The sequence below is a fragment of the Mesorhizobium sp. M1396 genome (assembly GCF_040317725.1).
Classification (GTDB): Bacteria; Pseudomonadota; Alphaproteobacteria; order Rhizobiales; family Rhizobiaceae; genus Mesorhizobium.
Genome location: NZ_JAMYLA010000007.1, coordinates 57,612 through 69,932, shown reverse-complemented (window position 1 = coordinate 69,932; position 12,321 = coordinate 57,612). Strand labels below are relative to the sequence as shown.

Genomic DNA, 12,321 nt, shown 5'->3' with positions numbered 1-12,321 from the left:
CAGAGGCCCTCGATCATACCCGATCGGACTTTTCTTCCTCGAAGGTCACCGCGACATCGGAATTCGCGGACAGCCACACCTTGTTGCCGTCGACCTCCGCAATCAGGCTCACGGGAACATAATGGTGATGGCCCCTGTGAGTACCCTCGCCGCTATCGGCCTTGGTCAGCTTGATGCGCTGGCCGTCGACCTTGTCGACGGTGCCGACATGCACGCCATCGGCGCCGACGACTTCCATATGCTCACGAATTTTGCTGGTGTCGGTCATGGTGGTTCTCCATTGGGACTGCCGACGATAACAAATGACGGGCCGATTGGATGCATCGGCTTTCGCACCGCACGACGTTTTGATTTCGTCGTGGTAGTGGATGGAGACGACAACGGCTGAGGGTGAAGAAACCGATGCGAATGCTCTTTCTGTTTGCCGTTTGCCTGCTTGGACAGTTTGCGACATCGATGACTGCCCGTGCCGGCGACGTCGCCCAACTTGAAATCCTGGGCTTCACCAAGGACGGCAGCGTCTTCGCTTTCGAGGAATATGGCGTGCACGACGGATCGGGCTTTCCCTATGCCAACCGCTATTATATCGACACCAGCACCGACAGCTTTCTCAAGGGCACCCCGATCCGGGTCCGGCTCGAAGACGAGAACGCCCAGCTGGATGCGGCGCGCCTTCAGGCCCGGCAAAAGGGCGAAGCCATTGTCGGTCAGGCCGAGCTGAGCGCCAACCGCGGCATAACAGCGGGTTTCAACCCGGTGACCGAGCTTTCGGCCGATCCGCACCGGATGGCTGTCAACCCGCGCCCGATCTTCTCTCCGGTCGACCAGCCGCTCGAGTTCCGCCTGGACGAGTTGGGCATGAACAACACCGAAGGCTGCGAAAGCCAGGGCGAGATCAACGGTTTTCGCTTGCTGCGTATCGAAGCGCAGGATGGCGGCACCACCAAGCTGCTGCATGAGGACAAGGCGATACCGAAAAGCCGGGGTTGCCCGAATGGCTATCGCATCGGCGCCGTGCAAACCTTTTCAATGGACAGTCTGAGCGCCTACGCGGTGCTGATCGCGGTGCGCCAATACGGCTTCGAGGGACCGGACTTTCGCTGGATCGCGGTGACCGGCCGCCTGTGACACCTTTTGTTCAATCCGCCAGGCGCGACCGCGCCCTGAGCCGCCTTCGCCGGGCGATGCCGGAACTTCGCACCGCGCTTATCGGCGCCTTGTTGTGGGCCGTGACGATGGGGGCCAGCGCGCTCGTCACCCTGTTCTTGGACAACTGGGAGACCCCGGCGAAAATCCGCATTGTCACCTTGCTTTTCGCTGTGGGAGCTGCGCTGGCCTTTCCGATTGGCCTGTTTGCCGCGAAGCTGGTCTCGCAGGGCAGGCGCTGGGAAGTCGCCTTCGCGGCGGCGTTCGTGTGCCTCACCGGCGCGACGGTCGGCCTGACCGCTGGGCTGTTTGCGCTGCAGTACCGCTCCTACTATGCCGAGTGGCATGCACCCGCCTTCACCCACACCTGGGCCCTCCAGTTCGTCTTCACGACCTTGATTGCGCTCTACCAGTTCGTCGTGCTGGGCATCCGGCTCTACTTTCCGCTTGGTTTCGTGACCCTGTTTGCCGCGAGCGTCTGGTTTGCGCGCCAGCGGCGTTGAGCATTTTGCTCGCCTCTGTTAGGACGCGGGCAAACCTCTCGATACGTCAGGACTGACCGATGATCCCTCGCTATTCCCGGCCGGAAATGGTCGCCATTTGGTCGCCCGAGACCCGGTTCCGCATCTGGTTCGAGATCGAAGCCTATGCGTGCGACGCGTTGGCGGAACTCGGCGTCATCCCCAAGGAAGCCGCAAAAACCATCTGGGAAAAGGGCGGTGCTGCGAAATTCGATGTCGAGGCAATCGACGAGATCGAGCGCGTCACCAAGCATGACGTCATTGCCTTCCTCACCCATCTTGCCGAATTCGTCGGGCCGGACGCCCGCTTCATCCACCAGGGCATGACCTCGTCTGACGTGCTCGACACCTGCTTTGCCGTGCAGCTTACCCGCGCCAGCGACATCCTGCTCGCCGACATCGATGGCCTGCTCGCGGCCCTCAAGCGCCGCGCGTTCGAGCACAAGGACACCGTCACCATCGGCCGCAGCCACGGCATCCATGCCGAGCCGACCACCTTCGGCGTCAAGCTGGCGCAGGCCTATGCCGAGTTCTCGCGCTGCCGCGAGCGGCTGGTGCATGCGCGCGAAGACATCGCCACCTGCGCGATATCGGGCGCGGTCGGCACCTTCGCCAACATCGACCCCTATGTCGAGGAACATGTGGCGGCAAAGCTCGGCCTGAAGCCGGAGCCGGTGTCGACGCAAGTGATCCCGCGCGACCGCCACGCCATGTTCTTCGCCACGCTCGGCGTCATCGCCTCGTCGATCGAACGGCTGTCGATCGAAATCCGGCATCTGCAGCGCACCGAAGTGCTGGAAGCGGAGGAGTATTTTTCGCCGGGCCAGAAAGGCTCTTCGGCAATGCCGCACAAGCGCAACCCGGTGCTGACCGAAAACCTCACCGGCCTTGCCCGCATGGTGCGCTCCATGGCACTGCCGGCGATGGAGAATGTGGCGCTCTGGCACGAGCGCGACATCTCGCACTCCTCGGTCGAGCGCATGATCGGGCCGGACGCCACGGTGACGCTCGATTTCGCGCTGTCACGATTGACCGGCGTCATCGACAAGCTGCTTGTCTATCCCGACAACATGCTGAAGAACATGAACAAGTTCCGCGGTCTCGTGCATTCGCAGCGCGTCATGCTGGCGCTGACGCAGGCCGGCCTGTCGCGCGAAGAATCCTACCGGCTGGTGCAGCGCAACGCCATGAAGGTATGGGAGCACGGCGCTGATTTCCTTGAGGAACTGCTCGCCGACAAGGAAGTGACCGCAGCGCTACCGGAAGCCGAAATCCGCGAGAAATTCGACCTGGGCTATCACACCAAGCACGTCGACACGATCTTCAAGCGGGTGTTCGGCGAAGCCTGAGACGAGCTTTCCTTCTCCCCGTCACTATACGGGGAGAAGGTGCCGGCAGGCGGATGAGGGGCAGCGCTGACTTTAGCGACGATCGCGCCCATTCAGGCTTTGACAATTTCACGACCTTGGCGCTGCCCCTCATTGCCCTGCCGGGCATTTCTCCCCGTATAGTGACGGGGAGAAAGACGCGCTCGATGGCGATCAGGCTTTGCCGGGAACAGTCCTGATGACCGTGCCCCAGGGATCTTCGCGGGTTATCGGGCTGGTCACATTGTCCGAACGCATTTCGACCCAGGCCAGACCGGATCTGCTCGGATCGCGGCGGCCGGCGCCCGAACTCTGCCAGGCGTTGGCGCCGATGTGGTGGTGGTAGCCGCCGGAGGACAGGAACACCGCCTGGCCGCCATATTTGGCCACCGTGTCGAAGCCGAATTCCTGGTTCCACCAGGCCTCGGCGTCTTCCGGCCGGCCCACCCGCAGGTGGACATGGCCGACGATGCTGTTTTCCGGCGCGCCCTGCCAGCCGGCGTCGCCCGCCGGCACTTCGGCAACGACCGACGGAATGTTCAGCCGCTCTGTCGCCATGGCGATCTTGTCGCCATTCCACTTCCAATCCTGCGGACGGCGGTCGGCATAGATCTCGATGCCGTTGCCTTCGGGGTCGGTCAGGTACAGCGCCTCGCTGACCAGATGGTCGGAAGCCCCTTCGATGGTGATCTTGCCGGCGATGGCGTGGTTGATCCAGCGGCCGAGATCGGCGCGGCTGGGCAGCAGGAAGGCGGTGTGGAACAGGCCGGCGCTGCGCGGATCATCCGGCTTGGCCGAAGCATCTGCCTCGATGACCAGCAACGGACGGTTGGCTGCGCCCAGCGTGATCGCGCCGTCGGCACGGCTCAATTCCCGCAGGCCGACGACGCTCCGATAGTAGGCCGCGAGGCTTTCAGCATCGCGCGCTTTCAACCCAACGCGGGCAACGCTGACCGGCGTGGTGGCGGCAAAGGGCAGTTCACTCATCAAATGCTCCGTTCGACCGGCCTGCGGTGAAGCTCCCAAGGCAAAAAATCCGCGCCGCCAATCATTGTACGCCGTGTCAGGGTTTCCGCACACGGCAGTTTCTTTTCCTGATCACAGATCGTCCATCGGCATCGTTCACACAAGACGCGAAGAAGCGAACATCGTGTTCACTATTGTGATCAAGAGCGCTGTTCATGACCCGTTGCACGAAGCGACGCGGCTCGCTATCTCAGCGCCATGAAAGTCAAGGAAGCAGATATTCTCATCGTGCCGGGCTACACCAATTCCGGCCCCGACCATTGGCAGAGCCGCTGGCAGTCGAAGCTGTCGACGGCGCGCAGGGTCGAGCAGGCGGAATGGTCGAAGCCGGTGCGCGACGACTGGACGGACAATGTTGCCAAAGCGGTCAACGAGGCCGAGAAGCCGGTCGTGCTGGTGGCGCACTCGCTCGGCGTCGCCACGGCGGTGCAAGCAATCCCGCGGTTCCGCAAGCCGGTCGCCGGGGCTTTCTTCGTGGCGCCGCCCGATGTCGCCAATCCCGAGATCAGGCCGAGGCACCTGATGACCTTCGGCCCCTACCCGCGCGAGCCGCTGCCCTTTCCGTCCATCGTGATCGCCAGCCGCAACGATCCGTTCTGCGCCTTCGATGTCGCCGAGGACATTGCCCGAGCATGGGGTTCGCTGTTCGTCGATGCCGGCGAGACGGGTCACCTCAACGCGGATTCGGGCTTTGGTCCGTGGCCCGAAGGCTCGATGACCTTCGCCAAATTCCTGACGGACCTGAAACCCTGAGTTCGTTCAGGACCCGATCGAATCCCTGACGCTGTTGATCAGGGCTTTTGCACCGAGCCCGATCAGCGCGTGTTCCGATCCCATGGCCAGCAGCCGGTAGCCCATCGACACGACACGGCCTGCAATTGCCGGGTCGACAACATAGATCGCCGCATGTTTGCCGGCCTTGCGGGTGCGCTCGGCGACCGACGCCACTGTCTCCATCATGCTTTCCAGCGTCGAATCGACCGTGGAGCCATTGCTCCAGGCGATCGAGAAATCCGACGGGCCGAGGAAAATACCGTCGATGCCGGGCGTGTCGAGAATGCCATCGAGCGCATCGAGGGCGGCGCGCGTCTCGACCATGGCGAAGGCCATTGTGCGCTGGTTGCTGTCGCGCAGCCATTCGGCCTGGTCGCCCTTGCCGTGGCGTGGAAAAGCGTAGGTTGGGCCCCAGGAACGCTCGCCGAGCGGCGGGTATTTCATGGCGGCGGCGAACAGTTTGGCGTCAGCCACCGAATTGACCATCGGCGCGATGACCGCCTCGGCGCCAAAATCGAGCGCGCGGCTTGCCATGTCGAAACGGCCGACGGGAATGCGCACCAGCGCCGGCTTGCCGGCAGCGAGCACCGGCACCAGCCCACGCAGCACGCTGTCCTCGTGATGGCCGCCATGCTGCATGTCGAGCGTGACTGCATCAAAACCCTGCTTGGCGACGATTTCGACGGTCAGGGCATCCGGCACGCCGGACCATGCGGTGAACAGCGTTTCATCGGCCGAAAGACGGGACTTCAGGGACATCTAATCGCTTCCTTGTTAATGTCGGCAATTTCAGCCGGAAACCGCGGCAAAGGCAAAGAAAAACCGCCCGGATAGACCGGGCGGTCGATTGGTCCAGTCATTCTATGGTCTGTCGCAGGGTCTCCGGCGCAAAACCGTGGGACACTTTTGCGGAACCTGCTTCGGCCGGATCAGGTGTTCTTGATCTCCTCGATCGCCTGCGCCATCAACTCGTCCATGGTGCGGCGGATCTGATGGTCCGACTGGTCCACGCCGGCCGCATCGAAATCCTTGCGGATCTTGCGGAACACGTCGTGGTCGCCGGCTTCCTCGATGTCGGAAACAACCACTTCCCTGGCATAAGCGTCGGCGTCGGCGCCGGACTTTCCGAGCTTTTCGGCGGCCCACAGGCCGAGCGCCTTGTTGCGACGCGCCGCAGCCTTGAACCGAAGTTCCTCGTCGAAAGCAAACTTGCGCTCAAAGCCCTCTTCGCGGTCTTTCATGCTGCTCATGGCGTCCCTCCGGGTCAAATTCGATTCGTTGGCGGTGGATATGTGTGTTGCTAAAGCACAAACCAAAAGGTCGCGGGCCGGTCAATACGCTTCGTCGCATGCTGCGCTGCGGCATTTCGGTCCCGAAAGCGGTTGATTGGAAGGATTTGCCGATTGAGCAAATGTTGCGATTGGGATAGACCCGGCATTGAACCCTACCGTAGCCGCACTATTTCAGGCAGACGGACAGGAAATGGTCTGATACCGCCTGTCCGGAACCCCAGAGAAAAAATCAGATGAAAAATCGCCGCCGCATTTATGAAGGCAAGGCCAAGATCCTCTATGAGGGACCTGAGCCGGGTACGCTCATCCAGTTCTTCAAGGACGACGCAACCGCGTTCAACAAGAAGAAACATGAAGTCGTCGACGGCAAGGGCGTGCTCAACAACCGTATTTCCGAACACATCTTCAACCACCTCAACCGCATGGGCATCCCGACCCACTTCATCCGCCGGCTCAACATGCGCGAGCAGCTGATCAAGGAAGTCGAGATCATTCCGCTCGAAATCGTCGTGCGCAACGTCGCCGCCGGTTCGCTGTCCAAGCGCCTCGGCATCGAGGAAGGCACCGTTCTGCCGCGTTCGATCATCGAATTCTACTACAAGGCAGACGCGCTCGACGATCCGATGGTGTCGGAAGAGCACATCACCGCGTTCGGCTGGGCGAGCCCGCAGGAGATCGACGACGTCATGGCGCTGGCCATCCGCGTCAACGACTTCCTCTCCGGCCTGTTCATGGGCGTCGGCATCCAGCTCGTCGACTTCAAGATCGAATGCGGCCGCCTGTTCGAGGGCGACATGATGCGCATCGTCGTCGCCGACGAGATTTCGCCGGATTCCTGCCGCCTGTGGGACGTGGCGACACATGACAAGCTCGACAAGGACCGCTTCCGCCGCGACATGGGCGGCCTCGTCGAAGCCTATCAGGAAGTTGCCCGCCGCCTAGGCATCATGAACGAGAACGAGCCGCCGCGCCCGACCGGCCCGGTGCTTGTCGCCTCGACCGAAGGCATCAAAGGCAAGCCGCACTAAGACCGACATTCGAACAGGAGCATGTCCAGCGTGATCAAGGCCCGCATTACCGTCACCCTCAAGAACGGCGTGCTCGACCCGCAAGGCAAGGCGATCGAACATGCCCTGTCCGGATTGGGCTTCGGCGGTGTCGGCGCGGTGCGGCAGGGCAAGGTGTTCGACGTCGAGCTGGCGGAAAGCGACAAGGCCAAGGCCGAGGCCGATCTAAAGGCCATGTGCGACAAGCTGCTGGCGAACACGGTGATTGAGAACTATAGTGTAGCCATTACCTGAGGTTGTACCGGAGGCACTATGGCGGAAGTCACGAATGAATTGATGTTCGAGCTTCTCAAGCGTGTGCATCACGACATCGGTGAGCTTCGTCAGGACGTTTCCGAGACGAAACGGGAATTGAATGTGATGCGGGGCCACATGGTAGCCACGCAAAGCGATATCCATAACGTCTATGGCATTCTCACCCGTCAGGATGAGCGCCTTGAACGCATAGATAGACGTCTTGATCTGCGAGAACTCGCCGAAGCACAGAGGCCTTACGAACCCAAATGAAATCAGCCGTCGTCCTCCTGCCTGGCCTCAACCGAGACCGCGACATGATCGCGGCGCTGACCAAGATTTCCGGAAAGCCGCCGGTCACGGTCTGGCAGACCGATACCGAAATCCCGGATGTCGACCTGATCGCCATTCCGGGCGGTTTTTCTTTCGGCGATTATCTGCGCTGCGGCGCGATCGCGGCGCGCATGCCGGTCATGCGGGCGGTGGCCGAAAAGGCAGCCGCGGGCGTGACGGTCATCGGCGTCTGCAACGGTTTCCAGATCCTGGTCGAGGCCGGCCTGCTGCCCGGCGCCTTGATGCGCAACACCTCGCTGAAATTCGTCTGCCGGCAAGTGAAGCTTGAGATCACCAACGCCAACACCATGTTCACCCGCCGCTACCAGCCAGGCCAGATCATCCGCACGCCGGTTGCGCATCATGACGGCAATTATTTCGCCGACGCCGATACACTTGCCCGTCTCGAAGGCGAAGGCCAGGTGGTGTTCCGCTACGCGGACGGCACCAATCCCAACGGCTCGATCAACGACATTGCCGGCATCATCAACGACCGCGGCAATGTGCTTGGCCTGATGCCGCACCCGGAGAACCTGATCGAAGCAGCCCATGGCGGTACCGACGGCCGTGGACTGTTCGAAAGTGCGCTTGGCATTGCCGCCTGAAATCATCGAGGCGAGCTTGAAAACAGCCGGACATTCCTGTCTCTTTGTCGGGGCAAGTCCGCTTTATGGGGGAGAAAAACGGTCATGAAACTCTATTCGCGGCCGTTGTCGCCCTATTCGTCGATCGTGCGGGCGCTGGCCTACATCAAGGACGTGCCGCTCAAGATCATAGCTCCGCCGCCCGGCTTTCCCATCCCGGAAGAGTTTCGCGCCATCTCGCCGATGAACCGGATTCCAGTACTGATCACTGGTTCGGGGGAAACGATCGTCGAATCGGTGGTTATCGCCGAGTATCTCGAAGAACGGTTTCCGGAACCGGCGCTGCTGCCGCCCGACTCCAAGGACCGCGCGCTGGTGCGCATGTTCGCCCGCATCACCGATCTCGATGTGCTGACCCCGATGATGAAGCTTTTCGAGCTTCATTCCATGCCGAAGCGAAACAGTGCCGAGATCGACGCCCAGTTCGTCCGCCTGCATCATGGACTGGCGGCGATCGAGGAGCGCATGGCGCAAGGGCCCTTCGCGCTCGGTGACGACATCAGTTTCGCCGATGCCTGGCTGACGCCGACGCGGTTCATCTTCAACAATTTCCGCGCGATGACAGGACGCCACGACCTGCTCGACTTCTATCCCAAATTCGACGCCTATGAGCAGATCGCCTCGCAGCATCCGGCATTGTCGCGGGTGTGGGGCGAGATGACCGACGGCCTAGAGAATTTTCTGTCCGAGCTTGAGATGGGGGCCGCTTGACCAGGAACAAGACGATGGCGCTGGTTGCCGCCGCGGGTTTCGCGCTGGCATCCTGCCAATCGACCCCGAAAAGCACGCCGGTCCCGTCAGGCAAAAGTGCGGCGTTGCTGGCCATGGAACAAGTGGCGATATCAGCCCATAAATGCTGGATCGCCAGCAAGGACCCGGCCTTCAAGCAGTATCAGATGGCCAATGAACTGAATTCGTTCAGCGGCACGCCGCGTTTCCTGCTGGTGCCGGCCAAGCACTATGGCGGCAAACCGTTGCTGGTCGTGCAGGCGCAAGGCAGCTCAAGCCGCGTCGACGTGTTCGGGCCGCTGATGAACGATCCGCTCGGCGCCCGCATCGGCTCGGACATCGCCCGCTGGCAAGCCGGCAATCCGGCCTGCGCCGCGACCGCCTAGCCATGGGCCGCTTTCTGCGGATAGCGGGTCTGGTCATTGGCCTGGCCGGGCTCATCCTGCAGTTCTGCATCAGCATTCCGGCGTCGATGGAAGCAGGCCGCGGCCTGCTCGGCTCCATCATTTTCGTTTTCAGCTTCTTCACCATCCTGACCAACATCGGCGCGGTGCTGGTATACACCTCGCTGCTGTCGTCCACCGGCTATGCATGGTTGCCGGCCTTCGCCGGGACGCGGATGCGGGCTGGCGTTGCCGTTTCGATCGCGCTGGTCTTCATCATCTACGCCACGGTTCTGGCACAGCTTTGGCAGCCGCGGGGACTGTTCCTGTTCTGCGACGTCCTGCTGCATTATGTGACGCCGGTGCTGTTCGTGCTGTGGTGGCTGATATCAGGCGCCGACGGTCGGACGCGGTGGAGCGACATTTCCTGGTGGGTGCTCTATCCCGTCGCCTATCTGATCTATGCGCTGGTGCGGGCGCCGCTTGCCGGCGAGGTGCCCTACCCGTTCCTGGACGTCGCCAAGAACGGCGCGGCCAGCGTCGCCATCTCAGCGGCGGCCATCACCGGACTTTTTATCGTGCTAGGCGTGGTCGCCGTCCTTGCGGATCATGGCGTTGCGCGCACCAGGGCATCGAGCGTCCGTTAGGGCTATGCGGATCTTCGATCGGTCCGCATTTCCTTTTTGGACCATGGTCTTCCCCAAAAACCGGGTCAGTCCCAGAACGGCCTGATACTCTCGCGGTGGGCATCGCAGCGCGAGACGCCGATATCCTTGAGTTGGTCATCGGTCATTTCCAGCAGCGCCAACCTGCTGCGCCGACGCTCCAGCAGATGATCGATCGATTTTGCCAGCGACCTGACCACGCGCACCAGACGGCTGACAAAACCGCTTTGGCCCGATGGGCGTGCCGATTGGCCTGACGATTCGGCTCTCGAATGACGGATTGTAGCGATTGTATTCATTTTCTCTCTACCGGAATTCCAAATTGCACCCGTTTTGACGCAATACTGATATGTATTGACTCATAATTCGGCGCAATATACAAAATTGTCACCATGACAAATTGGCTTCCAGATCTCACCGCCGGCTCCGGCCCGCTTTATCAGCGCCTGGCGGATTCGATCGAAACGGATATCGATCGGGGCGTGATCGATGCCGGAGCAAAGCTGCCGCCGCAACGCGACCTCGCCTACGACATCGGCACCACCGTCGGCACGGTCGGCCGGGCCTATCAATTGCTGCGCGAGCGCGGGCTGGTGAGCGGCGAAGTCGGGCGCGGAACCTATGTTCTCGGCCAACGCGCCGATGACGCGAAGCCGAATTTTCCGGCGCCGGACGCCAGCGGCGAAGGCACTCGCCATATCGATGCACCGCGCGGCAAACTGCGTTTCGACAGCACGGCAGCGGCAGACGTCGGCCAGGGCGCTGATATCGCCGATGTCCTGTCGCGCACGGCGCAGGACCATCCGCATGAGATTTCAAGCTACACGCGGGATTTCCCCGACCGCTGGTACGAAGCCGGCGCCCGCTGGCTGTCGCGCAATTCGTTTCGCCCAAATGCCGACGCCATCGTCCCGACGCTCGGCACCCACGCCGCGGTGATGGCGGCAATCGCAGCGCTGACCACGCCCGGCGATTATGTCGCCTTCGAGCACCTCACCTACTCGCAGATTTCCCGTAGCGCCGGGCTGATCGGCCGGCGCACCGCGCTGGTGGCGTCTGACGACGAGGGCCTCGACCCGCAGGATTTCGAGCGCGTCTGCGCGCAAAAGCATCCCAGGATGATCTTCCTGATGCCGACGGCGCAAAACCCGACGCTGGTGACCTTGTCGGCGGCGCGCCGCGAAGCAATCGCGCGTGTCGCACGCGAATACAATGTCGTCCTCATCGAGGACGATCTCTACGGCAATTTGACCGACGATCCGACACCGTTGCTGGCCGAATATGCCCCTGAACGCACCATCGTCGCCGGTGGTCTGTCGAAGTCGGTCGCGGCGGGTGTGCGCGGTGGCTGGCTTTCCTGCCCGCCTGCCTATCGTCACCGCATCCGCGTCGCCCACAAGATGATGACCGGCGGCATGCCCTTCCTGCTGGCGGAGGTGAATACAAGGCTGGTGCTGTCGGGCCAAGCGGACGAGATACGCGGGCGCAGCATCGCTGAAATCCGCGCCCGCATAGCGATCGTGCGCGAGACTTTGGCGGGCTTCGCGTTCAAGTCACACGACAGGGTGCCCTTTGTCTGGCTGACCCTGCCCGACCCCTGGCTCTCCGGCACCTTCAAGAACGCCTGCCTTGAGCATGGCGTGCTGATCGACGACGAGGACGAGTTCAAGGCCGGCCGCTCCGAGCAGGTTTTCCACGGCGTCCGCTTCGGCGTTTCGCAACCACGGCAGCGCAAGGACATCGCCGAAGGCGTTGCGGTGATACGGCGACTTCTCGATGAAGGCCGTGCCGGCTACGACAGCTTCTCCTGAGCCAGTTCGCGACTGACGGGCCTACCACTTCTACCGGCAGGCCCATCACTTCTTAAGCGACGGTTTGGCGCGGAGCAGTCCCTATAAAACTGGCTCTCGGATCAGCCCTCTGCCTTGAAGTTCTTGGCTTCCTTCTCGGCCTTGTCTTTCCCGTGCTTCTCGGCCAGCTCCTTGGCCTGCCCAGGTGAAACGTCGGTGGTCTCCGCGATATGCATAGCCTCCTTGTCCGAGAGGCGATTGTCTTTCTTGCCTTGCTTGGTGGCCATGGTCCAAATCTCCTGATTGGTTGGAGACCTAACGGCCGGGATGTCATCCCGTTCCCCAATGGC

General features: G+C 61.9%; 18 protein-coding genes. 12 read left to right on the top strand and 6 right to left on the bottom strand.

What is annotated here, in order from left to right; all coding sequences use genetic code 11:
• Positions 1-13 precede the first annotated feature (13 nt).
• On the bottom strand, positions 14-268 hold the full coding sequence (locus NKH02_RS06325; RefSeq protein ID WP_352877233.1) for a DUF2171 domain-containing protein: 255 nt from the start codon (positions 266-268) through the stop codon (positions 14-16).
• Between the two features lie 134 nt (positions 269-402).
• On the opposite strand from NKH02_RS06325, the gene NKH02_RS06320 reads away from it, so the two are divergent.
• The 3 genes from NKH02_RS06320 to purB are packed head-to-tail and all read left to right on the top strand — an operon-like array spanning position 403 to position 3,016.
• Complete coding sequence (locus NKH02_RS06320; protein ID WP_352877231.1) at positions 403-1,128, top strand: DUF2259 domain-containing protein; 726 nt, start codon at positions 403-405, stop codon at positions 1,126-1,128.
• A gap of 56 nt (positions 1,129-1,184) precedes the next feature.
• Positions 1,185-1,649, top strand: coding sequence for a hypothetical protein (locus tag NKH02_RS06315; RefSeq protein ID WP_352877230.1), 465 nt, complete (start codon positions 1,185-1,187; stop codon positions 1,647-1,649).
• A 59-nt stretch (positions 1,650-1,708) separates the two neighbouring features.
• Complete coding sequence (purB, locus tag NKH02_RS06310; protein ID WP_352877229.1) at positions 1,709-3,016, top strand: adenylosuccinate lyase; 1,308 nt, start codon at positions 1,709-1,711, stop codon at positions 3,014-3,016.
• Between the two features lie 192 nt (positions 3,017-3,208).
• On the opposite strand, the gene NKH02_RS06305 is transcribed toward purB, so the two are convergent.
• Positions 3,209-4,021, bottom strand: a complete 813-nt coding sequence (locus NKH02_RS06305; RefSeq protein ID WP_352877226.1) for a VOC family protein — start codon at positions 4,019-4,021, stop codon at positions 3,209-3,211.
• Between the two features lie 237 nt (positions 4,022-4,258).
• Here NKH02_RS06305 and NKH02_RS06300 point away from each other — a divergent pair, with 237 nt between their 5' ends.
• Entirely contained in the window at positions 4,259-4,813 is a 555-nt protein-coding gene (locus tag NKH02_RS06300; RefSeq protein ID WP_352877225.1) for an RBBP9/YdeN family alpha/beta hydrolase, read from the top strand.
• 6 nt (positions 4,814-4,819) lie between these two features.
• Here the strand turns inward: NKH02_RS06300 and NKH02_RS06295 are convergent, their stop codons facing one another.
• Both NKH02_RS06295 and NKH02_RS06290 read right to left on the bottom strand, forming a co-directional pair.
• On the bottom strand, positions 4,820-5,593 hold the full coding sequence (locus tag NKH02_RS06295) for an HpcH/HpaI aldolase family protein (protein ID WP_352877223.1): 774 nt from the start codon (positions 5,591-5,593) through the stop codon (positions 4,820-4,822).
• 170 nt (positions 5,594-5,763) lie between these two features.
• A complete protein-coding gene (locus tag NKH02_RS06290; RefSeq protein WP_352877221.1) occupies positions 5,764-6,084 on the bottom strand; it encodes a DUF1476 domain-containing protein in 321 nt (106 codons plus the stop codon).
• A gap of 275 nt (positions 6,085-6,359) precedes the next feature.
• Between NKH02_RS06290 and purC the strand changes: the two genes are divergently transcribed.
• The 7 genes from purC to NKH02_RS06255 all read left to right on the top strand — a co-directional run bounded on the left by purC (position 6,360) and on the right by NKH02_RS06255 (position 10,163).
• Positions 6,360-7,154: a phosphoribosylaminoimidazolesuccinocarboxamide synthase gene (gene purC, locus NKH02_RS06285; RefSeq protein ID WP_352864010.1), complete on the top strand. Its 795-nt coding sequence runs from the start codon at positions 6,360-6,362 to the stop codon at positions 7,152-7,154.
• A 30-nt stretch (positions 7,155-7,184) separates the two neighbouring features.
• On the top strand, positions 7,185-7,427 hold the full coding sequence (gene purS / locus NKH02_RS06280) for a phosphoribosylformylglycinamidine synthase subunit PurS (RefSeq protein WP_023759521.1): 243 nt from the start codon (positions 7,185-7,187) through the stop codon (positions 7,425-7,427).
• A gap of 18 nt (positions 7,428-7,445) precedes the next feature.
• The gene (locus NKH02_RS06275; protein ID WP_352877218.1) at positions 7,446-7,700 is read left to right on the top strand and encodes a hypothetical protein; all 255 of its coding nucleotides are present in this window, start codon (positions 7,446-7,448) and stop codon (positions 7,698-7,700) included.
• The gene (purQ, locus tag NKH02_RS06270; RefSeq protein WP_352629143.1) at positions 7,697-8,365 is read left to right on the top strand and encodes a phosphoribosylformylglycinamidine synthase subunit PurQ; all 669 of its coding nucleotides are present in this window, start codon (positions 7,697-7,699) and stop codon (positions 8,363-8,365) included. The genes NKH02_RS06275 and purQ overlap by 4 nt, the downstream gene beginning before the upstream one ends.
• 84 nt (positions 8,366-8,449) lie before the next feature.
• Positions 8,450-9,115 (top strand): glutathione S-transferase family protein, encoded by a 666-nt coding sequence (locus tag NKH02_RS06265; protein ID WP_352877216.1) that lies wholly within the window; start codon positions 8,450-8,452, stop codon positions 9,113-9,115.
• Positions 9,116-9,129: 14 nt separating this feature from the next.
• The gene (locus NKH02_RS06260; RefSeq protein ID WP_502913785.1) at positions 9,130-9,519 is read left to right on the top strand and encodes a hypothetical protein; all 390 of its coding nucleotides are present in this window, start codon (positions 9,130-9,132) and stop codon (positions 9,517-9,519) included.
• Positions 9,520-9,521: 2 nt separating this feature from the next.
• A complete protein-coding gene (locus NKH02_RS06255; RefSeq protein ID WP_352877212.1) occupies positions 9,522-10,163 on the top strand; it encodes a Pr6Pr family membrane protein in 642 nt (213 codons plus the stop codon).
• A gap of 65 nt (positions 10,164-10,228) precedes the next feature.
• Here the strand turns inward: NKH02_RS06255 and NKH02_RS06250 are convergent, their stop codons facing one another.
• Positions 10,229-10,480 (bottom strand): DUF1127 domain-containing protein, encoded by a 252-nt coding sequence (locus NKH02_RS06250; RefSeq protein ID WP_352864641.1) that lies wholly within the window; start codon positions 10,478-10,480, stop codon positions 10,229-10,231.
• 93 nt (positions 10,481-10,573) lie between these two features.
• Between NKH02_RS06250 and NKH02_RS06245 the strand changes: the two genes are divergently transcribed.
• A complete protein-coding gene (locus NKH02_RS06245) occupies positions 10,574-11,992 on the top strand; it encodes an aminotransferase-like domain-containing protein (protein ID WP_352877209.1) in 1,419 nt (472 codons plus the stop codon).
• A gap of 101 nt (positions 11,993-12,093) precedes the next feature.
• Here the strand turns inward: NKH02_RS06245 and NKH02_RS06240 are convergent, their stop codons facing one another.
• A complete protein-coding gene (locus NKH02_RS06240) occupies positions 12,094-12,258 on the bottom strand; it encodes a hypothetical protein (protein ID WP_168991916.1) in 165 nt (54 codons plus the stop codon).
• Positions 12,259-12,321 lie beyond the last annotated feature (63 nt).

Bases quoted from the DNA above. Each gene is read 5' to 3' on its own strand.
- NKH02_RS06240 (WP_168991916.1), bottom strand. From the start codon at position 12,258: ATGGCCACCAAGCAAGGCAAGAAAGACAATCGCCTCTCGGACAAGGAG.
- purC (WP_352864010.1), top strand. From the start codon at position 6,360: ATGAAAAATCGCCGCCGCATTTATGAAGGCAAGGCCAAGATCCTCTAT.
- NKH02_RS06245 (WP_352877209.1), top strand. From the start codon at position 10,574: ATGACAAATTGGCTTCCAGATCTCACCGCCGGCTCCGGCCCGCTTTAT.
- NKH02_RS06255 (WP_352877212.1), top strand. From the start codon at position 9,522: ATGGGCCGCTTTCTGCGGATAGCGGGTCTGGTCATTGGCCTGGCCGGG.
- NKH02_RS06320 (WP_352877231.1), top strand. From the start codon at position 403: ATGCGAATGCTCTTTCTGTTTGCCGTTTGCCTGCTTGGACAGTTTGCG.
- NKH02_RS06305 (WP_352877226.1), bottom strand. From the start codon at position 4,021: ATGAGTGAACTGCCCTTTGCCGCCACCACGCCGGTCAGCGTTGCCCGC.
- purQ (WP_352629143.1), top strand. From the start codon at position 7,697: ATGAAATCAGCCGTCGTCCTCCTGCCTGGCCTCAACCGAGACCGCGAC.
- NKH02_RS06290 (WP_352877221.1), bottom strand. From the start codon at position 6,084: ATGAGCAGCATGAAAGACCGCGAAGAGGGCTTTGAGCGCAAGTTTGCT.
- NKH02_RS06250 (WP_352864641.1), bottom strand. From the start codon at position 10,480: ATGAATACAATCGCTACAATCCGTCATTCGAGAGCCGAATCGTCAGGC.
- NKH02_RS06275 (WP_352877218.1), top strand. From the start codon at position 7,446: ATGGCGGAAGTCACGAATGAATTGATGTTCGAGCTTCTCAAGCGTGTG.
- NKH02_RS06260 (WP_502913785.1), top strand. From the start codon at position 9,130: ATGGCGCTGGTTGCCGCCGCGGGTTTCGCGCTGGCATCCTGCCAATCG.
- NKH02_RS06315 (WP_352877230.1), top strand. From the start codon at position 1,185: ATGCCGGAACTTCGCACCGCGCTTATCGGCGCCTTGTTGTGGGCCGTG.
- NKH02_RS06325 (WP_352877233.1), bottom strand. From the start codon at position 268: ATGACCGACACCAGCAAAATTCGTGAGCATATGGAAGTCGTCGGCGCC.
- purB (WP_352877229.1), top strand. From the start codon at position 1,709: ATGATCCCTCGCTATTCCCGGCCGGAAATGGTCGCCATTTGGTCGCCC.
- NKH02_RS06265 (WP_352877216.1), top strand. From the start codon at position 8,450: ATGAAACTCTATTCGCGGCCGTTGTCGCCCTATTCGTCGATCGTGCGG.
- NKH02_RS06295 (WP_352877223.1), bottom strand. From the start codon at position 5,593: ATGTCCCTGAAGTCCCGTCTTTCGGCCGATGAAACGCTGTTCACCGCA.
- NKH02_RS06300 (WP_352877225.1), top strand. From the start codon at position 4,259: ATGAAAGTCAAGGAAGCAGATATTCTCATCGTGCCGGGCTACACCAAT.